Origin of the sequence: Kribbella sp. NBC_00359 (assembly GCF_036097425.1) — a bacterium.
In the GTDB taxonomy this organism is placed as follows: domain Bacteria; phylum Actinomycetota; class Actinomycetes; order Propionibacteriales; family Kribbellaceae; genus Kribbella.
On sequence record NZ_CP107975.1, the window covers coordinates 1,086,043 to 1,105,775 of the forward strand.

18 protein-coding genes are annotated in these 19,733 nt (G+C 69.5%); 7 read left to right on the forward strand and 11 right to left on the reverse strand.

Annotated features, from left to right (window positions below; translation table 11 throughout):
• Positions 1 to 11 precede the first annotated feature (11 nt).
• Together OG876_RS05250 and OG876_RS05255 are read left to right on the forward strand one after the other, a co-directional pair.
• Positions 12 to 611 carry a hypothetical protein gene (locus OG876_RS05250; protein ID WP_328523616.1) on the forward strand — a complete coding sequence of 200 codons (600 nt, stop codon included), beginning with the start codon at positions 12 to 14 and terminating at the stop codon, positions 609 to 611.
• A gap of 148 nt (positions 612 to 759) precedes the next feature.
• Complete coding sequence (locus OG876_RS05255; RefSeq protein ID WP_328523617.1) at positions 760 to 1,572, forward strand: S1 family peptidase; 813 nt, start codon at positions 760 to 762, stop codon at positions 1,570 to 1,572.
• 54 nt (positions 1,573 to 1,626) lie between these two features.
• On the opposite strand, the gene OG876_RS05260 is transcribed toward OG876_RS05255, so the two are convergent.
• The 6 genes from OG876_RS05260 to mtrA all read right to left on the reverse strand — a co-directional run bounded on the left by OG876_RS05260 (position 1,627) and on the right by mtrA (position 9,007).
• The gene (locus OG876_RS05260) at positions 1,627 to 2,973 is read right to left on the reverse strand and encodes a ferredoxin reductase family protein (protein WP_328523618.1); all 1,347 of its coding nucleotides are present in this window, start codon (positions 2,971 to 2,973) and stop codon (positions 1,627 to 1,629) included.
• Positions 2,974 to 3,142: 169 nt separating this feature from the next.
• Positions 3,143 to 3,763, reverse strand: a complete 621-nt coding sequence (gene hpf, locus OG876_RS05265; RefSeq protein WP_328523619.1) for a ribosome hibernation-promoting factor, HPF/YfiA family — start codon at positions 3,761 to 3,763, stop codon at positions 3,143 to 3,145.
• A 250-nt stretch (positions 3,764 to 4,013) separates the two neighbouring features.
• A complete protein-coding gene (locus OG876_RS05270; protein ID WP_328523620.1) occupies positions 4,014 to 4,703 on the reverse strand; it encodes a ComF family protein in 690 nt (229 codons plus the stop codon).
• A 67-nt stretch (positions 4,704 to 4,770) separates the two neighbouring features.
• Positions 4,771 to 6,549 carry an LpqB family beta-propeller domain-containing protein gene (locus OG876_RS05275; RefSeq protein ID WP_328523621.1) on the reverse strand — a complete coding sequence of 593 codons (1,779 nt, stop codon included), beginning with the start codon at positions 6,547 to 6,549 and terminating at the stop codon, positions 4,771 to 4,773.
• On the reverse strand, positions 6,546 to 8,228 hold the full coding sequence (gene mtrB, locus OG876_RS05280; RefSeq protein WP_328523622.1) for an MtrAB system histidine kinase MtrB: 1,683 nt from the start codon (positions 8,226 to 8,228) through the stop codon (positions 6,546 to 6,548). Before mtrB ends, OG876_RS05275 begins: the two co-directional genes overlap by 4 nt.
• 101 nt (positions 8,229 to 8,329) lie before the next feature.
• Entirely contained in the window at positions 8,330 to 9,007 is a 678-nt protein-coding gene (gene mtrA, locus OG876_RS05285; protein WP_131345780.1) for an MtrAB system response regulator MtrA, read from the reverse strand.
• Between the two features lie 223 nt (positions 9,008 to 9,230).
• Here mtrA and OG876_RS05290 point away from each other — a divergent pair, with 223 nt between their 5' ends.
• From OG876_RS05290 to OG876_RS05310, 5 genes are read left to right on the forward strand one after another with little or no spacing between them, the layout of a single operon-like run.
• On the forward strand, positions 9,231 to 10,247 hold the full coding sequence (locus OG876_RS05290; protein WP_328523623.1) for a hypothetical protein: 1,017 nt from the start codon (positions 9,231 to 9,233) through the stop codon (positions 10,245 to 10,247).
• Positions 10,244 to 10,870 carry a DUF4129 domain-containing protein gene (locus OG876_RS05295; protein WP_328523624.1) on the forward strand — a complete coding sequence of 209 codons (627 nt, stop codon included), beginning with the start codon at positions 10,244 to 10,246 and terminating at the stop codon, positions 10,868 to 10,870. Before OG876_RS05290 ends, OG876_RS05295 begins: the two co-directional genes overlap by 4 nt.
• Positions 10,867 to 12,009: a DUF4350 domain-containing protein gene (locus OG876_RS05300; RefSeq protein ID WP_328523625.1), complete on the forward strand. Its 1,143-nt coding sequence runs from the start codon at positions 10,867 to 10,869 to the stop codon at positions 12,007 to 12,009. The genes OG876_RS05295 and OG876_RS05300 overlap by 4 nt, the downstream gene beginning before the upstream one ends.
• Positions 12,006 to 12,977 carry an AAA family ATPase gene (locus OG876_RS05305; RefSeq protein WP_132150182.1) on the forward strand — a complete coding sequence of 324 codons (972 nt, stop codon included), beginning with the start codon at positions 12,006 to 12,008 and terminating at the stop codon, positions 12,975 to 12,977. The genes OG876_RS05300 and OG876_RS05305 overlap by 4 nt, the downstream gene beginning before the upstream one ends.
• Positions 12,978 to 12,990: 13 nt before the next feature.
• Positions 12,991 to 14,283: a DUF58 domain-containing protein gene (locus tag OG876_RS05310; RefSeq protein ID WP_328523626.1), complete on the forward strand. Its 1,293-nt coding sequence runs from the start codon at positions 12,991 to 12,993 to the stop codon at positions 14,281 to 14,283.
• Positions 14,284 to 14,293: 10 nt separating this feature from the next.
• Here OG876_RS05310 and OG876_RS05315 read toward each other — a convergent pair whose 3' ends face one another.
• The 5 genes from OG876_RS05315 to OG876_RS05335 all read right to left on the reverse strand — a co-directional run bounded on the left by OG876_RS05315 (position 14,294) and on the right by OG876_RS05335 (position 19,477).
• On the reverse strand, positions 14,294 to 14,440 hold the full coding sequence (locus tag OG876_RS05315; protein ID WP_328523627.1) for a hypothetical protein: 147 nt from the start codon (positions 14,438 to 14,440) through the stop codon (positions 14,294 to 14,296).
• Between the two features lie 73 nt (positions 14,441 to 14,513).
• Entirely contained in the window at positions 14,514 to 15,314 is an 801-nt protein-coding gene (locus OG876_RS05320) for a VOC family protein (RefSeq protein ID WP_328523628.1), read from the reverse strand.
• Positions 15,311 to 15,646 carry an ArsR/SmtB family transcription factor gene (locus OG876_RS05325; protein ID WP_328523629.1) on the reverse strand — a complete coding sequence of 112 codons (336 nt, stop codon included), beginning with the start codon at positions 15,644 to 15,646 and terminating at the stop codon, positions 15,311 to 15,313. Before OG876_RS05325 ends, OG876_RS05320 begins: the two co-directional genes overlap by 4 nt.
• Positions 15,647 to 15,695: 49 nt before the next feature.
• Positions 15,696 to 17,882 carry a S8 family serine peptidase gene (locus OG876_RS05330; RefSeq protein ID WP_328523630.1) on the reverse strand — a complete coding sequence of 729 codons (2,187 nt, stop codon included), beginning with the start codon at positions 17,880 to 17,882 and terminating at the stop codon, positions 15,696 to 15,698.
• Positions 17,879 to 19,477: a copper resistance CopC/CopD family protein gene (locus tag OG876_RS05335; RefSeq protein ID WP_328523631.1), complete on the reverse strand. Its 1,599-nt coding sequence runs from the start codon at positions 19,475 to 19,477 to the stop codon at positions 17,879 to 17,881. Before OG876_RS05335 ends, OG876_RS05330 begins: the two co-directional genes overlap by 4 nt.
• Positions 19,478 to 19,733 lie beyond the last annotated feature (256 nt).

The following is a 19,733-nucleotide window of genomic DNA, read 5'->3' on the forward strand; positions in this document are numbered from 1 at the left end:
TCCGGACCATCATGAAGAAGACCCGGCTGGCGTCGCTGGCCGCGAGCAATCTGCGGATGCGCGGCACCATCGAGGACGCCGGCCGACCGATGACCTTCGGCATCAGCTTGACCAAGGGCGGTGGCCAGGGCGACTTCGCCGTCGCCGGACAGGCGTACTCCGTCCGTGTGATCGGCAAGACCGTGTACCTCCAACTGTCCGAGGCCACGATCCGGGCCGAGGCCAAGGCCGGCAGGAGCAGCGCGGCCGAGACCGCGCAGATGCTCAGGCTGCTGAAGAACAAGTGGATCAAGCTGTCCAAGGTCGACAAGGACACCCAGGCGATGGTGGACCTGGTCACTCCCGGCCGGTTCTTCCGGTCGGTCTTCGGCGAGGACGACACCGATACCGCCGCGACACCTCGCAAGACCGCCGCGCGGATGGTCGACGGCATCCGCTGCGTCGGCCTGACCGAGGACGGCGCGTCGATGTGGATCGACACCACGACCGCCCAGCTGGTCCGGATGACCGACGGCAAGAACCAGTTCAGCTTCAGCGACTACGGCAAGGTGCCCACCCCGAAGGTGCCCGCCAGGAGCCAGGTCCTCGACGGCAAGACGATGGGCCTGTGAGGGTGGCCGCCCGGCCGGGACAGGGGACCTGGCCGGGCGGTCATAACTCCGCTGTTACCGCAAGTGGGAGGTGTGCTACGGAGGGTGTTCAGGGGACGCTGCCAGCAGGCCGCCCGCCCGCGCGGCCCCTATCAACCTGGAGTGAGGCATGACAGGAAGAGTGCAGTTGATCCGTGCCGTCTTGGCGGCCGGTGTGCTGACCGCGGCGTCCCTCGGTGCGGTGGCCGTAGCCGGCTCCGCATCGGCCGCGCAGTCACCTGACGGACCGAGGACCCGGATCGTCGGCGGCACGATCGCCCGTACCGCGGACACCCCGTGGGCGATCGCCCTCAACAACAGCGGCTCCCCGTCACCGAGCGGCCAGTGGTGCGGCTCGACCCTGGTCGCGGCGAACAAGATCGTCACCGCCGCACACTGCGCGCAGGAAGCGGTCGGCACCTACACGGCGATCCAGGGCCGGGACGTACTGACCAGCTCCGGTGGCACATCGTCCAAGGTCAGCAGCATCTGGGTGGACCCGCAGTACGGGCAGCAGCCGGGTCACGACCTCGCCGTGATGACGCTGGCGACGCCGTTCGCCGGCGTACCGACGCTGGCCCTGGAGACCGACCAGGCGGCGGACGCGGTCGGCGCGGCGTCGGTCGTCTACGGCTGGGGCACGACCGAGGGCACCGGCCCGGAGGACACCTTCCAGAAGGTGACCGTCCCCGTGCTGGGTGACGCGTACTGCGAGCAGGCGTACGCGAGTGAGGGCTACACCGCCGGCGGCGAGATCTGCGCCGGCTACGAGGACGGCGGCAAGGACTCCTGCCAGGGCGATTCCGGCGGTCCGCTCGTCCTGAACGGCCGCCTCTTCGGCGTCGTCTCCTGGGGCGTCGGCTGCGCGGACGCAGGGAACCCCGGCCTCTACGCCGAGGTAGCCACCTACGCCGCGGAACTCCAGTCCCAGATCGGCGGCTGAAACAGTCACGTGGGGCCCGGGCCTGTTCGTCCGGGCCCCACGCATGCTGTCCGGTCAGACAGCGCCGAAGCGTTCGGTGTGGATTCGCCGGAGTGGTACGCCGAGGCCGGACAGGTCCCGGCTGACGGCGCTGACCATCGGCTGCGGGCCGCAGATGAAGTACTCCAGACGCTGCGGGCGGCGCGGCAACTGACGGGACAGGAAGCTCCTGGTGATCCGGCCGGTCTCCCCCGGCCAGCCGGGATACGGGCGACTGAGCACCTCGACCACCCTGAGGTTGAGCCGGGTGCGCAACGCGGTGATCTCCGGCCGGAGCATCAGCTCGTCCTCGGTGCGCGCCGCGACGATCAACCGGTGCCGCCGGCGGTCCTCGCGATCGGCCAGGGTCCGGAGCATGCTCAGCAACGGCGTGATGCCGACGCCGGCCGCGATCAGCACGAACCCTGGTGCGTCCTCATGGCCCTCGATCGTGAATCCGCCGTACGGGCCGTCCAGGAAGACCCGGCGACCCGGCCGGAGCGCGCCGAGCAGCTCGGTGAAATCACCGAGCGCCTTGATGGTGAACTCCATCCGCTCGGGGTGCTCGGCGGTCGACGCGATGCTGAACGGATGCTCCTCGAACACGAACGGCGTTGAGCCGATCTTGAGCCAGACGAACTGACCGGCATCGAACGGCAAGCCCGCATGACCGTCCGCCTGGATCACCAGCGTCACGCCGTCGCCCGGCACAGCCCGCACCGATACCACGACGTAGGCGTGCTTGCGGGACCGGATCGGCAGCCAGATCCAGCGGCGTACGGCCAGACCGGCCATAAGCAGCCCGCTGGCGACGAACCAGGCAGCCACCAGCACGTGCGAGACGAGGTGCCGCAGCCACCAGACATGCAGCCAGGCGGTGACCAGGACGACCGCCACCAGCCCGTTGTGGACCAGCCGCCAGCCCTCGTACCGCGGTTGGCGGCTGGGACGGCGCAACGCGAGGACGACGACCAGGACCAGCGCGACCGTCGAGGTGACCGCCGCCCGGGCCGCCCAGGTGGTGTGCGCGAGATCGAGGATGGAGAGCCCGCGCGGATCGACGAACAGCACCGCGACCAGGTGGACGATGACCAGCAGGACCGCGATCAGCGCGATCAATCGGTGCACCGCCAGCACGGTCTCGATCCCGAACGTCGCGATCAGCCAAGGCAGCCGGGCGGGAAGCACGACCGCGACGACCAGGGCGGAGAAGCCGACCAGTCCGGCGCTGAGGGCCAGAGCCGCTCCCGGATTGGCATCCGGTGGCCCGATCACACCCCACGTGAGGAACAGCGGAACCAGCAGGAACGCGGCGTACCAGAGGAACCAGGCGAGCCGGGACAGCGGGCCATGTACACGTTCTGAGATTCGGTGGCGGGACATGACGGTGGAAAACTACGCCGCCGCTCACCTGTGGGGGAACACGCGTGCTCAGGGATGACAAGACTGTCATCGAGCCACGGACAGGCCGAGGGCCGGGCTTGTCGCCCGGCCCTCGGGTTGTTGTGTAGCTCCTCCCGGGATTCAGAAGGTCGGCCTCACACGACCAAGATCAGACGGCCAGACGGATCACGCCGTAGTCGTAACCGCGACGGCGGTAGACGACGCTGGGCTGGTTCTCGTCGGCATCGACGAACAGGTAGAAGTCGTGTCCGACCAGTTCGAGCTCGTAGAGCGCCTGGTCCAGGGACATCGGCTTGGCGGTGTGGGTCTTCTCGCGCATCACCAGCGGACCGTCGCCGGTGACCGTGAGCGATCCGACTTTGTACGTCGCCACCTTGTCTTCGGCGACTGTCTCCTCCACAGCGGTGCTGCTGACTGGCTGCTTCGCGTTCACGTGCCGCAGGCCTTCCGGCGAGCGCTCACCGCGGTGCACCCGGCGCCGGTCGGCCGCCTTGCGGACCTGGGCCCGGAGCCGGTCCAGGCAGACGTCGAACGCCGCCTGCTTGGTCTCACCGCACGCTTCGGCGCGGACCACCGGACCCTTGGTGTACATGGTGAGTTCGACACGCATCGCCCGATCGTGCTGTCGCGGGTTCTTCTCCTGGCTGACTTCCACCTCGCACCGCAGTACTCGGTGATCGACCTTCTCGATTCGCTCGAGTTTTTCCTCGACGTACTGCCGGAAGCGGTCACTGACCTCGCAGTGATGACCCTTGACAACGACGTCCACGGAAACCTCCATCGATCGGCGACTTCTTGTTACGTCTCCAGACCCCCGCAAGTGTGCGAATTCGACTCCATTTCACTGTGCCGGTAGCGGTCGGGGTGCCCGAAACGACAACACCCGCGACCACGCCCGTCGGACTCCGCGGTCAGGATTCCGGCTGATCCGGTCCTGCACCACATCCCTGCCCGACAAGCCCGTGCGGGTGTCATGGGCCAACGCTAGTCGGCTTCGGCGAAAACCGGTAGGGAAGTTCTCATGAACCAGACGGCCGGTGCCGGCGGGTCGCGGCCAGGACCGCGCAGCCGAGCACCGCGATCCCCCGGGATTCCAAGGCGCGGCACGCCTCCGCGAGCGTGGAACCGGTGGTGATCACGTCGTCGACCAGCAGGACCGGCTGATCCGTCAGCCTTTCAGCCCAGCGCGAACGAGCCGCGAAAGCCCCGTGCAGGTTGACGGTGCGGCGTTCCGCGGACAGGCCGGCCTGGTCGTCCGGGCGCCGTACGACGCGCAGCGCGTCGGCCAATCGCGCGTCAACGCCCTGTCTCCGCAGGGCTTTGATTGCGGCCTTCGCAATCCGCCGCAGCGGGTCGTGCCCGCGCTGCCGGACGGTCGCCCGCGCCGACGGGACCGGGCACAACCAGACTGCCCTGCGCTCCCCCAGCGCGCTCAGCACCGCGGTCGCGAGCACGCCACCGAGTGGCCGAGCAAGGGAGTACCGGGCGTTCTCCTTGTGCGCGATGATCAACTGCCGGAGCTGATCGGCGTACGGCGCACTCGCGGTCGGCGGAGGCAGTCCGGCCGGCCGCGGGTCGGGCCAGGCACGGAACGGAGTCAGGGCGGCCAGCAGTTCCCGGCAACCACCACAGAGAGTGACGCCGGGCCGCTCGCAGCCCGCGCAGCGCCCACCCAGGACCAGATCCACGAACGCGTCCCGGGCCGGCACCGCACCCACGATCGACGAACCGGACCGTCGCCCGCAACCGTCCTATCGCCGGCCTGTGGACAACAGGTCAGCCCGGGTACACCGGGAAGATGGGCGGGGCGTTGGGGTCGGAGTCCATCGGGGTCCAGAGCAGGTCGCGGCTGAGCCAGTGCACCTTGCCTTCGACGTCCTCGACGACCGGAAGGGTGTCCAGGTTCGGGTTGGATGCGACGGACCGGGCGGAGAAACTGGCCGGCGAACCGGGCAGCAGCTGCAGCTGGGATCCGTCGGAGTTGACCAGCCAGGGCCCCGGGGTCGAGTTGCTGCTCGAAGTGCTCACGCCGACGACCAGGATGCCCTGCTTGGTCCAGGCCGCGTCGGTGATGCCGCCGAGCGGGAGCTGGAGCTGACGGAACTGCCCGAGCACCAGCTGCTTGCCGCTGTTCCCGGGCAGGATGGTCCCGGTCTGCACGTAGTTCTTCCCGGTGGTCTTGGACTTCATCACCAGCAGCGCCCGGACGCCGTCCGGCGCCATCCTGAGGACCACCGGGGCGTCGCCGCGGAAGCTGGTCTTCACCAGGCTGACGTCGCCGCCGCGGTTGCGGACCCGCAGCCGTGGCGCCCCGCTGTCGGCCTTGTCCATGATCCAGAGGTTGTCCTGGTTGTCGTAGCTCGGCCGCAGGACCCGGCCGCTCACCGGGATCGGCTTGACCGCGTCGCTCTTGTCGGTCGCGTCCAGCCGGGCGTAGGCGACCACGTCGTCGCCGTCGATCGTGGTCACGACCGCGCCGGCGTCGCCGTGCAGGTTCACCGCGAAGGACTTGGCGTTGAGCTGGTAGAGCTGGCTGGACGTCAGTGGCTGAGCGGCGATGTCCGACGCCCCGTCCAGCCCGACGATCCGTTGCACCTTCCCCATCCGCACGCCGTACAGGTCGGTCAGGGCGCCGCCGGGCACCGACGGGTCGTACTGGCTGAAGTTCGCGAACGGCAGGATGTCCGGGTCGTCCGGCAGCAGGGGTGCGCCGCCCACGGTGATCTTGACCCGCAGGCTGATCTGGTTGAGCGTCCAGACGATCTGGGCCGCGAGCAGCCGGCGGTCCTGGTCCCGCATCGATGCGGCCGCGTCGTTGAGCGCGACGGTCGCCACGCCGAACTCGACCGGGACCGACACCTGGACCTCGGTGCCCGGTGGCGCCAGGGTGATCACGCCGCTGCCGAGCCGGCCGGTCGGGCCCTTCAGGAGCTCCTGGACCAGCTGGGTCGCGGCCTGCCCGGAGGACAGGTTCACCGGCAGATAGACCGGGTCGGGGACCAGCATCTCCCGGCCCGGCGTGAAGTAGTACAGATCGCGCGGGGCGAGCTTCAGATCCACCTGGTTGCTGCCCAGGTACACCCCGGGCGGCGCCGAGGCGACCCGGTACTGCCCGTTCGCCTTGGTCAGCTTGAAGAAGAAGTCGGCCGGCTCGTTCGCCGGCGCGGGGATCCACTCGCCTCGCTGGTTGATCGTCGCGATCTTGCGGGCGGTGAGCTGAATACCGCCGGCCCGTCGCGCCAGCGCGTCCGGGCGCTGGTCGTACACCACGGTCCCCGACTCCGGCTTCCACGCCGCCGCGGCCTCCGGGGTCATGTACTGCCGGGCGATGTCCAACGCGCCCTGCGAGTCCGACATGGCCTCCAGGAAGCCGTTGACGATGTCCATGTCGTTGAAGGTGTCCCGCGGTGGCTTCGCCTCCACGCCGACACCGCCGAGGTCCGGCGCCAGTCCTTGGCGGCTCCCGCTGCGGACGGTGCCCTTGGTCGGCACGGTCGCGCAGCCGGTGACCAGCAGCAGAACCGCGAGCAGAGCGACGAGCAGGCGCCTTCTCATCGCTCATCACCTCCGGTGAGCTTCTGGTACGGCGCTCCCACGTCGACCAGCGATTTCTCGGTGATGACGCGGCTGGCGTCGACCGGGCGGGCCGGCAGTGGTGAGCCGGTCAGGGTGACGTCGGCCCGGCGCGGCAGGGTGAGCCGGAAGTAGGCGCCGTCACCCGGCGAACCCCAGGCGTCCAGCCGGCCGCCGTGCAGCCGGGCGTCCTCGAGGGCGATGGACAGGCCGAGGCCAGTGCCGCCGGTGGTCCGGGCCCGGGCCGGGTCGGCGCGCCAGAACCGGCTGAACACCATCTCCGCCTCCTCGGGCCGGAAACCGATGCCGTGGTCCCGGACCGCAACCGCCGCCGCGTCCTCGTCGTGCGCCGTACTGATCCGGATCGGCTGACCCTCGCTGTGCTCGATGGCGTTGCCGATCAGGTTGCGCAGGATGCGCTCGATCCGGCGCGAGTCCACCTGGGCGCGGCACGGCTCCGGCATGTCCAGCTGGACATCGCAGCCCTTGCGCTCCAGCAGGGTCTCGTGGTTCTCCAGGACGCGGTTGACGATGTCGCGGAGGTCGACGTCCTCCAGGTCGAGCGCGGCCGCGCCGGCGTCGAACCGGCTGATCTCCAGCAGGTCCGCGAGCAGCTCCTCGAACCGGTTGAGCTCGTTCTGCAAGAGCTCCACCGAGCGGCGGCTGATCGGGTCGAACTGGTCGCGGCTCTCGTGCAGCAGGTCGGCGGCCATCCGGACCGTGGTCAGTGGGGTCCGCAGCTCGTGCGAGACGTCGGAGACGAACCGGCGCTGCAGCCGGGACAGCTCCTCCAGCCGGCGGATCTGCCGCTGCAGGTTGCTCGCCATCTTGTTGAACGAGACCGCCAGCCGGGCCAGGTCGTCGGTGCCACGGACCTGCATCCGCTCCTCGAGCTTGCCCGCCGCCAGCCGCTCCGCGATCCGCCGCGCCATCCGGACCGGGGTGACGACCTGCCGGGTGACCAGCCAGGCCACGGCGCCGAGCAGCACGATCAGCAGGAGTCCCGCGGTCAGGAGCGCGCGCTGGACGACGTCGAGCGTCTCCTGCTGCGCGGTGAGCGGGAAGAGGAAGTAGACGGCGTACCGCTCGTTGGTGGAGGTGATCCGCAGCTGCGAGCCGATCACCAGGCCGGGCACGCTGGGCCCGTCGCGGTAGTTGATCTGGGTGTAGGTGTCGTACAGCTTGGACTCGTCGCTCATCACCGAGGAGGCCAGCGACTGCGGGATCGAGTCGCTGTCGACCAGGCCGGTGTAGCGGATCGCGTTGGACTTCGAACTGTCGGTCGGCACCAGCAGGACGTCGTACAGGCCGGGGCGGTTGGAGCCGAGCACCAGCTCGGACAGCTGCTGGTTGATGGTGTTGCGGTCGGCGGCGTTGATCGTGTTGGACAGCTGGGTGAGCTGGGCGAGCGCCTCCGCCTGTGCGCTGGTACGCCGGGACTCCAGCACGCCATCGGTGACCTGGCTCATCATCACCCAGCCGACCAGGATCAGGACGAGGGTCGACATCAGCAGGGTGCCGGTGACGATCCGGGCCTGGATGGACCGGCGCCAGATGTCCGGCCAGTGCTTGGGGTGCGTCCGCCAGAGCGGCTGCGGGTAGGCAGGCCAGTCCGCCGCGGCGGCGGTCAGCTCCAGCTCCGTCCCACGGGGCTCGGCCACCTCCTGCTCGGGTGGGGCCGGTGGCTGCGCCGGGCCTGCTGCCGCGGGGGCGGCAGCCGGCTCGGTGGCAGCCTGCGACTCTGTGTCGCGTCCGTACTCGATCAGTCTGCACCCGCCTTGTAGCCGACGCCGCGGACCGTCACCACGATCTCCGGGTGCTCCGGGTCCTTCTCGATCTTGGACCGCAGCCGCTGGACGTGCACGTTCACCAGCCGGGTGTCCGCCGCGTGCCGGTAGCCCCAGACCTGCTCCAGCAGCACCTCACGGGTGAACACCTGCCAGGGCTTGGAGGCCAGGCAGACCAGCAGGTCGAACTCCAGCGGTGTCAGCTGGATCGTCTCGCCGGCCCGCTTCACCGAGTGGCCGGCCACGTCGATGGTGAGGTCGCCGATGGTCAGCGACTCCGGCCCGGGCTCGTCCATCCGGCGCAGCCGGGCCCGGATCCGGGCCACCAGTTCCTTCGGCTTGAACGGCTTGACCACGTAGTCGTCGGCACCGGACTCCAGGCCCAGCACCACGTCCACGGTGTCGCTCTTGGCGGTCAGCATCACGATCGGTACGCCGGACTCGGCCCGGATCGCCCGGCAGACGTCGATCCCGTCCATCCCGGGCAGCATCAGGTCGAGCAGCAGCAGGTCCGGTTTGAACTCCCGGAACGCCGGTACCGCTTTGTCACCGGTCGCGCACAGGTAGGTGTCATAGCCTTCGTTGCGCAGGACGATGCTGAGCATCTCCGACAACGCTGTGTCGTCGTCGACGATGAGGACCCGACCTCTCATCGTCCGGTTACCATCTGCCACGCCCTGCTCCTTGCCGTCCGATCGTTGTGCGCCCAGCGGATGCTGACCGTACGCACTACGGATAGTGTCCCATTCCCCTGGTAGTGCACACGCCGGATCGCCGAGTGACCCCCGGTTGGGCTGTGATCATGGTGCATCGCCGGGGCTCACCACAACTCACGCAGGACTCGAGCCGGCGGTTCAGCCGAGGGGAGGGCAGCTAGTGGCCGACGACATCCGTTTGCACGAGGAGGCGGCGGAGGAGCCGTTGCGGCCGTGGCTGCCCGCGGACCTGCTGGACAACGCCGCCCGGACCATCTCCGACAACAAGACGATCATGCTGGGCCTCCCGGTGCTGGCCGCCATCGCCCTGGTCGCGGTGCAGGCCGCTCTGACACAGGTCGCCGTACCGGGTGGGCTCGGTGGGTTCTTCGGTGCCGATGAGCCGTTCCAGCAGGCCGGTGCGGCGCTCATGCTCACGTACGGCGTGCAGCTCGTCCTGTTCAGCGCGGTGTCGAGCATGCTGGCCGGGATCATCGCGCTGGCCGCCGTACGGAGTCAGCTGGGCCGTCGGGTCGGCCCGCGGGAGCTGCTGCGGCTGGTCCGGCCGGCGCTGCCCGCACTGGCCGCGGTCGGGCTGGTGCAGTCGCTGTCGTTCGCGCTCCTGATCGGCGGCTGGGGTCTGGCGGTGCTCGGGATCGGAGCCGGCGCGGACGCGGCGATCTCCTCCGATGCGGCCGGTGCGGTGGCCATAGCGATGATGCTCGTCGGCGGAGTGCTCGTGGTGATCTTCGGCATCCGCCTGGTGCTGGCCGGGACCGTCGTACTGATGGAGGGCCGGCACGCACCGGACATCGGGCTCCACATCCCCGCCAGAGTGGGCATCTGGGGTGCGCTGAGGCGGTCCTGGCAGCTGGTGAGGGGCAAGTTCTGGCGGGTGTTCGGCATCCTGCTGTTCGGGGGGCTCGTGGTGAACATCGTCAGCTACGCCCTGCAGTTCGGGATCTCGGCGCTGGTGATCACGGTCGGCTCGTGGGCGGACAGCAGCGAGGGCAGTGGCGCCACGGCGGTCGCGATCGCGCTCGGTGCGGCCGCGGGGATCGCGACCGTGCTGACGCTGGTCGCCAGTCTGGCCTTCCTGTCCGCCGTCCAGGCCTTGATCTACCTGGATCTCCGGGTACGCCGGGAAGGCCTCGACCTGTGGATGCGCCCGGTGCTGCGGCCCGGAGGTGGGTCGTGATCTTCCTCCAGGAGCCGCCGGTCGATATCGGCCGGGACCAGGCCGCCCAGGAGGCGGCCAAGGAGCTGTCCAAGTCGGCGTACCGGGAGTCCGGGGGCTCGATCATCGGGAAGGCGATCGCCAAGGTCCTGCAGTGGATCGGCGACCTGCTGGACAGCCTCACCGGCTCCTCCCCGAACGGGCACGCCGGTCTGGCCATGCTGATCGGTCTGCTCGTGCTCGTCGTCATCGTGGTGCTGTGGCGGGCCGGCGTACTGCGCACCAGTCACCGGACGCCGCAGGCGGTGTTCGATACGGCCAAACCCCGGACGGCGGCCGAGTACCGCGCCCAGTCGGAGCGCGAGGCGGCATCCGGCGACTACGCGCTCGCGATCCGCAGTCGCTTCCGGGCCTGCGTCGCCGAGCTGACCGAACGCACCATCCTGGACGAGCGCGCCGGCCGGACGGCGTACGAGGTGGTCGCGGACGCGGGCCGCAGCGCTCCGGCACTGCGGGGGCCTCTGCAGCCGGCCGCGCTGGCATTCACTGAGGTTGTCTACGGCAACCGTCCCGGGACTCCCGAACGGTACGCCGCTGTCGTGGCCGCCGACGACGCGGCGCGGACTGCTCGGGTGAGCGTGTGAGTACGCCGGTCGGACGGAGCGCCGGGGAGAGCTGGCGAGTACTGCGGACACCGCTGCTCGTCACCGGCGCCATCGTGCTGATCGCCATCGTCGTCATGATCGCCACCACCGCACGGACGTCGGGACCGTTCAGCCCGGACTCCACAGAGTCGGACGGCGCACGTGCGCTGGCGACGCTGCTGAAGAACCACAGCGTCGATGTGCACAGCACCGAGGTCCTGGACGACGCGGTGCGAGCTGGAGACGGCAAGGCGCTCGTCATCGGCCCGGACGGGTCGCTGGATCGCGCTGACTGGCAGCGGATCGCGGATGCGCGGTGGAGTCACCTCATCCTGATCCGCCCTGGTACACGGGCCCTGGAGATCCTCGCACCGGGTGTCCTGGACACCGGTCAGATCCTGTCGTCGAGCAGTCGCCGGCCGGGCTGCGATCTGCCGGGCGCGGTGCAGGCGGGTACGGCGACTGTCAGCGGGTCGACGTACTCCGCTCCCGACGGTGCGCAGCGGTGCTACGGCGACGGCATCAACAACACGGTGATCCGGCTGGAGTCGGACAACCGGGTCGTCGATGTCGTGGGCACTCCACGCACCTTCACCAATGCGGAGCTCGCTGACGACGGCAATGCCGCGCTGGCGCTCAATCTGCTCGGCACGCACCAGGACCTGACCTGGTATCTGCCGCAGTGGGAGTCCAGTGGCTTCGACGACGAGGACTCGGGCGGTCCCCCGCTGGTTCCGCCGGATGTCCGCTACATCGGCTGGGCGCTGGCGTTCGCCGTACTGGTCGTCGCGATCTGGCGCGGGCGTCGGCTCGGTCCGGTGATTGCGGAACGGCTGCCGGTCATCGTGCACGCCGCGGAGACCACTGAAGGCAGGGCGCGGCTCTACCGGCGCTCGCGTGCTCGGGACCGCGCCGCGGCGGCACTGCGCGAGTCCGCGCTCGGCAAGCTGCACAAGGCTCACGGCATCCCCCGGCGGGCCGATCCTGCGGCGGTTGTGGCGACCGTGGCTGCTCGCACCGGTCGAGACCCGGCCATGCTGTACGAGCTCCTCTACGGCCTTGCACCACTCAGTGACGCCGCTCTGATGTCCTTGTCCCATGAACTCGACGTACTGACGCAGGAGGTACGACACCCGTGACGACTACCGAGGTCAGCGCCGATCAGGCCAGGCAGGCGCTGGTTGCGCTGCGGACCGAGATCGGCAAGGCGGTGGTCGGTCAGGACACTGCGGTGACCGCACTGGTGCTGGCCCTGCTCTGCCGCGGCCACGTGCTCCTGGAGGGCGTGCCCGGTACGGCGAAGACCCTGATGGTGCGGGCGCTGTCGACGGCCATGCGGCTGAACACCAAGCGCGTGCAGTTCACACCGGACCTGATGCCGGGTGACGTCACCGGATCGCTCGTGTACGACGCGAAGACCAGCGAGTTCGAGTTCCGGCCGGGACCCGTGTTCACGAACATCCTGCTGGCCGACGAGATCAACCGGACTCCCCCGAAGACGCAGGCGGCGTTGCTGGAGGCGATGGAGGAGCGACAGGTCACCGTGGACGGCGAACCGCGCAAACTGCCGGTGCCGTTCGTGGTCGCCGCGACTCAGAACCCGATCGAGTACGAAGGCACGTATCCGTTGCCGGAGGCCCAGCTCGACCGCTTCCTGCTGAAGGTGACGCTCGACATCCCGCCGCGCGATGCGGAGATCGCCGTACTGGCTCGGCATGCCCAGGGCTTCGACCCGCGGGATCTGGAGGCGGCGGGGCTGCGGCCGGTGGCCGGGCCGGAGGATCTGCTGGCCGGACAGAACGCCGTACGACGGGTTGCCGTGCGGGAGGACGTGTTGGCGTACGTGGTGGACCTCTGCCGGGCGACGCGGCAGTCTCCGTCGCTGCAGCTCGGGGTGTCGCCGCGTGGCGCGACCGCGTTGCTGGCGGTGTCCCGAGCCTGGGCGTGGTTGTCGGGGCGTGACTACGTGATCCCCGACGATGTGAAGGCGATGGCACGTCCTTGCCTTCGGCATCGAGTGCAGGTGCGGCCCGAAGCCGAGCTCGAGGGCGTCAGTGCCGATGCTGTGCTGGAGAGCGTGCTGGCCACGGTGCCGGTGCCCAGATGATTGAGCGCGGCTGATGGTTCTCACGGGCCGGGCCGGTCTGTTGGCCGCTGCCGGTGTCATCTTCGTGGCTCTGGTGATGCCTAGCTGGAGTGGCGTCGGTGTGGTGGTCGCGGTCGTGCTGGTGGTGTGTGTGATCGACATACTGCTGGCCGGGTCGCCGCGACGGCTGCAATTGAGTCGTGAGGGCGACAACGCCGTACGGCTCGGTGAGCAGGCGGTGGTTCAGTTGCTGGTCGCGAATCCGGGGCGGCGGGTGCGCGGGTTGTTGCGGGACGCGTGGCCGCCGTCGGCCGGCGTACTGGATCCGCCGCACAAGCTGGACCTGCCGGCTGGTGAGCGGCGGCGGCTGGTAACGCATCTGGTGCCAACGCGGCGTGGTGATCGGCACGCTTCGAGAGTGACTGTCCGGTCTGTTGGTCCGCTGGGCTTCGCTGGGCGGCAGGGGTCGCATCAAGTCCCGTGGACAGTGCGGGCGCTGCCGCCGTTCAAGAGTCGCAAGCACTTGCCGTCGCGGCTGGCGCGGCTGCGGGAGCTGGACGGGCGTACGGCGCTGCTGGTGCGGGGGCAGGGCACGGAGTTCGACTCGCTGCGTGACTATGTGCCGGGTGACGACGTACGCAGCATCGACTGGCGGGCGACTGCTCGGCGCGGCAACGTCGTACTGCGGACGTGGCGGCCGGAGCGCGATCGGCAGGTCGCCATCGTGATCGACTCAGGGCGGATGTCCGCGGGGCGGGTCGGGGATGCGCCGCGGCTGGACCATGCGATGGACGCGGCGTTGTTGCTGGCCGCGTTGGCGACGCGGGCGGGTGACCGGGTTTCCTTACTGGCTTGCGATTCCGCGGTGCGAGCCGACGTACGACGTCCTGCTCCTCAAGACGTCCTGCCGTCGTTCGTGAACGCGCTGGCGAACGTCGAGGCCGAGCTCGTCCAGACCGACTTCCGGATCGTCGTCTCCCAGGTCCTCGAGCGCCTCGGCCAACGGTCCCTCATCGTCCTGCTCACCGGCCTCGACCCGGCCGTCATCGAGGAGTCGTTGTTGCCGGTGATCGGTCCGCTGTTGCGTCGCCACGTCGTAGTCCTCGCGTCGGTCGCCGACCCTCGCCTCACCGAACTCGAATCCACCCGCACCGACCTCCCCGAGGTCTACGCCGCCGCCTCGGCCGCCCGCACCCGCCTCGACCGCGAACGCGTCACCGCCATCCTCACCCGAGCCGGCGCCACCGTCGTCGACGAGGACCCCGACCAGATCGCCCCCGCCCTAGCCGACACCTACCTATCCCTCAAGAAGGCCGGCCGCCTCTGATTCCCAGGGCTCACGCCTTGGAGCGGAAGGTGTACGGCGCGGCGTTGGCAAGTGTTGTGCCGGACACGACTCCGATCAGGACGGCGTACCCGACCCTGCGGTTGCGCTGCAGTTGGCAGCCGGCGTCGATCGGCTTCTCAGGCTTGTCCCAGTGCACACCGATCTTGGGCTCCGGTGACGGCTCGACTCCCGGGTCGTTGCCGGAAACAACGTAGCCGACCTGGGTCCAGTCAGGTCATCGTGGGGCGGGCCTGGGCGAAGGTCCAGTGGTGGCCTTCGAGGTCTTCGGCTTCGTAGCTGGTGTAGCCGTAGTGGTGGATCTCGGTGAGGATCTTGGCGCCGCCCGCCTGGGCTTGGGCGAAGTGGGAGTCGAGGTCGTCGACGTACACCCAGATGTTGTGGTCGGTCGTGGTGGGGCGTGGGTCGGTGCGCTTGACGAGGAGTACGGCGGCTGAGCCGACGTTGAGCTCGATCCACGGAGGGTTCTCGCCTTCGGCGGGGATGGCGTCCCACGAATCGAGGCCGAAGACGGTGTGCAACCAGCGGGCCGCGGCGGGCGGATCGTCGTAGGACAAGGCGATCGTGAGGCGGTCGAGCTCGCGCGGGGTGCGCGGCGCGGTGGAGCGGCGGGCGACCCAGGCCGGGATCCACCGGATGACGCGCGGCCAGAAGTAGAACGCCTTGCCGTCGTCGCGGACCAGGGACTGTACGACGGTGACGCGCGTACCGCCGTCGACGGCGGCGAAGTCGACCCGGGTCTCGGTGTCGTCGACCGAACTGCGGTAGCCGAGCCGGGCGCCGGGCTCCCACTCGGTGATCGTCGCGAGCTCGAGCGCGTCGTCACCGGAGTACACCTCGAGGACCCGGCCGCCGACGCCGGGCTCGATCCGCATCGCGGTCACTCGGCCGGAGTCCCAGAAGTTGATCGGGTTCCGCACCCACCACAGGTCGATCTCCTCGGTGAACACCTGGAACGCGGTGGCCGGGTCGGACGCGACCTCGACGGATGCCGTGGCGGATCGTTCGGTCATGACGACTCCTTCTGCTCGACGTGTCGTTTGAACGAGCCCAGCTGCTCGCGCCAGTGCGCCTGCACCTGGTCGAGCCAGGCCTGCACCGCGACCACGGGCTCGGGGTTGAGCCGGAAGACCCGGACCCGGGCGTCGTCCGGGACCCGCTCGTCGGCGACCAGACCGGCCGCCAGCAGGATCCGCAGATGCCGGCTCATCGCCGGCGACGACGAACCGGTCGCGGCCGCCAGCTGCCCGGCCCGCCGCGGCCCCTCCCCCAGCAGCTTCACCACCTGCCGCCGGGTCGGATCAGCCAGCACCTCGAAGAACCGATCCACCTGATCTTCCACCATACGGCAATAGTTAACGAGGAATAGAACTATTGTCAACCGGTGGAAGCTGTTAGCGGACCACCAAGGTTGCGCCGGCCTGGTGGCTCAGCGATCCGCTGGTGGCGGTGACCTTGATGCTGAAGGTTCCTCGGGTCGTGCTGAAGGTCGTCTTCACCTTCAGCGTGGCCGTTCCGGGAGCAGTGACCGGATTGCCGGTCCAGATCACGGACGCGTTCGCCGGCAGCCCCGACGCCTTCAGACTGACCGAGCCCGCGAACCCACTGATCGACGACACGGTGACCGTGTACGTCGCGGTCTGCCCCCGCGTGACCGTCACCGACGCCGGACTCATCGTCACGGCGAAGTCCGGCCTGTTCACGACCAGCTTCACCGTCACCGAATGACTGAGTGCACCGCTGGAGCTCGACACCGTCAGCGTGTAGGTGCCGGCGGGTGCCGTCGCCACGGTGCTGACAGCGAGTTGCGCCGTACCGTTGCCATGCACAACAGCCGGACTGACCGCCACTGTGCCCACACTGGCCGGCAAACCGGCGACGGACAGCGTCACGTCCCCGGCAAAGCCGTTGGCCGGGATGACAGACACCGTGTACGCCGCAGCCGCGCCAGCGTTCACCGTCCGCGTGCCCGGAGTCGCGGTGAGACTGTAGTCCGGCGGCGGTACGACGGTCAGCGATGCCGACGCGCTATGGCTGACAACCCCGCTGGTACCAGTGACGACGAGCCCAGTGGTCCCCAGAGTCGAGGGCGCGACCACTGTGAGCGCAGCAGTGCCGGTACCTCCCACCACAACCGGCGGATTGAAGCTCCCGGCGAGACCGCTGAGTGAGAGCGCAACATCGCCCGTGAATCCACCGCTGCTGGCGACCGTCACGGTGTACGTCGCAGTCCCACCCGGCAGAACGCTGACCGCTCCAGGCGTGACGGTCACACTGAAGTCCGGCGTACTCCGCAACCAGTTGTACGACGCCAACACATCGAGCCGGCCGGCGCCGTAGTCGTTGTCGGCACCCGCAGGACCCAGATCGACCGCACCGGCCTGCAGTGCTGCCTGTTGACCATCAGCCGACAGCCCCGGCGACGCCTGGAGGAGCAAAGCCAACGCGCCGGCGACATGCGGAGCGGCCAGCGAGGTCCCCGAGACGTCCAGGTAGCCGCCATACAGGTCGGTCGTGCGGATGTCCGTGCCGGGCGCAACCAGCTGCGGGTAGGTCCCCTGCGTACATGCAGACGGTCCGCGGCTGCTGTAGGGATCGATCAGTCCGTTGCCGTCGACCGAGCCGACCGCGAGCGCCTCCGGATTGTTCGCCGGGCTGGCCGACGTCCCCGCCGTCGGCCCGTAGTTGCCGGCAGCAAAGACCGGCAGGATGCCGGCGGTGCGGAGGTTGCGCAGGTCCGGCTGGAACTCGAGGCTGCAGCTGCCCGCGGTCATCGTCCACGAGTTGTCGACCACGTTCGGCGCGTCGGCGGTCGCCGGGTTCCCGTCCGGGTCGAGCAGCCACTGGTAGCCGAGATGGATGGCGGTCGACGTGGCCTGGCCGCGGTCGTTGAAGATCTTCACCGCGATCCACCGCGCGTCCGGCGCGACCCCGATCGACGAACCGCCGCCGTCGCCCCCGACCATCACCCCCATCGTCTGCGTACCGTGGCCGACGAGGTCGATCGGCGTGGCCGGATGCTGGCCGTTCGGGTCGTACCAGCTGTTGCCGCCACCACGCCAGCGTGTGGCCAGCTCGGGGTGGCTGATGTCGACGCCCGTGTCCATCGACGCCACGACCATGCCCTGGCCGCGGTAGCCGAGGTCCCACAACGCCGGTGCGTTCACCTGCGCCACGTTCGGCTCAGCAGCCGTCGCAACGGCGGCGGACGGTGCCTGGATCGTCGTACTCGGCCGCACCTCGCGGACATCCGGACGGCCCGCCAGCTCCGCCGCCACACTGGACCGGACCCGCGCGCCGATCGCATTGGTGATCCACAGCGGGACCACGGACGTCACCCGGCCCTGCTTGCGCCGTACGGCGAGAAGGTCACGGGCACCGCGCTGCGTCGCGTCGGCGTGATCCCGCAACGCCTTCTCCAGTTGACGAATCCGCTCCCGCCGATCCGGAGTGACGACCGTGGGAGCCACCTGCGACTTCATCACCACGATGACGTCGACGAACGGATCCGCAGCCGGGGCGGCAAGGGACTGCCCGGACAGCGCGAGTGACGCGACCACTACGACCGCACGAGACCTCATCGTGAACCTCCCCGACCTCGAACAAGCCACCAGGCACAAACCACGACCCCGAGTTCCAGCAGGAGCAAGGCCGCCCCATCGACGTACGGCGCCAGACTCCGGCCGGGTGCCGGTCGCACAGCCGGCGACGACACCTGCCAGTCGATCGGTACGGCGTAGTCACGATCTGCTCGACGCAGTACGGCGACCATCGGTACGGCGCCCGCCGAGCCGGCCCGGTACGTGGCGAAGTAGCGAGTGGTCGTCAACTGCTGCAGTACGACGGTCTGGTCACCGATGCGCAGGTCGACACCGTCGAGCGGTGCCGGTGCGGGTCGACGAGTGCTGTCGGCGAGAACGGTCAGCCAGTTCACTCCCGGCTGGTTCGGTGTCGCCGAGACCGTGACGACGAGATCCGCCACGAAACCGCTCCGCGTCACCTCGGGTGCGACGTCAGACGGCGTACTCACAACGGGCGCCTGCCCGACCAGCGCCGCCACTGCGACGAGCAGCAGCGCGCCGACAGCCCCCTCGACAGCGATCGTCTTGCGCGGCACCGATCGCCGGCGCAGCCGCCAGGCGTTGAGCAAACCCAGCACGCCCATCGCAGCGAGCAGACCGGTCTTCAGCAGCAGCAAGCGCCCGTACGGCGCGGCGACGAGGCTCCGAGGGGTGGCCACCTCGACGCCGGCGCCGTACAGCCCTGACACCACGACTAGCAGAACGCTGCCGGCTGCCAAGATGGAGAAGGGCCCTCGGCAGCTCTTCACCAGTTCCCCTCGCGGTCCGCGCCAGAAGAGGACGAGCAGCGCAGGCACCGCCCCCAGCCAGAGCAGTCCGGCGAAGGCGTGGACCGCATCGGCTACAAGCGCGAAGAGCCGCCCCGACGGCAGCGCCGCCGCATGACTGCCGAGAGCCTCGAGCCACATGAGTACGCCGAGCGGCACGAGGAGCACCACTGACACGACGCGCCCCGCGAGCACGAGCCCCACCAGCACGCACAGCGCGGCCAGGGTGAACAGCCGGAGCCCGGAGTGATGTAGGCCCATGGCAACGACTGCCGATACGAGCGAGGCGATCAGCAGTCGACGTCGCGCGGCCAGAGCGGTCGGATCGGACGGGGCACGAAGCACGAACACCACCAGCGCGAGCGGGCCGACCACGCCCGCGAGCGCCAACAGCCAGATCCACCGTTGCACCAGCCCACCCGAACCGCCGGAGGTAGCCGTCGGCAACACCGTTCCGGAGTGGCCGATCGAGAAGGTGACGGTCCCACTGGTGGTGTGGCCGTCGCGGGCGGACACGGCCTCCCACAGCAACCCGTAGGAACCATCGGCGAGGCTCGGCAGTTCCACTGCGATCGCCCGTGGATCGCCGGATCCTCGCACCAGTTGGGTTCCCGGCACTGTGGTACCGCGGTCGTTGACGAGTCGCGCCGTACTGCGGGATGCCGCGATGTCCCCGCTGAACCAGAGCTGGGCCAGGCCGGGGGACTCCGCGAGCACGGCACCGTCGGCCGGGTCCGCCCGGACCAGTTCGGTGTGGGCGGCCGCGACCGCCGGCAGTGCGCAGAGCAGGAGCACGCCGGCGAGCATCAGCAGACAGCGGCGCCACACGGGCTCCCCCTCCCCGCCGGCACTGTGTGTTTGATCCTGGGACACCGCGCCGACAGCCCTGACGATAGGAACCGGATCGGAAGCAGGACGCGCTTCATGACAGGACGGTCACTTCATGACCGGATCGTCATCCGCCCAGCACGCCCAGATGACCGCCGGATGACCCGCGGATGACAGAGCGGTCATGCAGCCGACGGGATCCGCCGGACGGCCGGATGATCACCCACAGATGTCCAGGCACCAGGCGGTGGCCTAC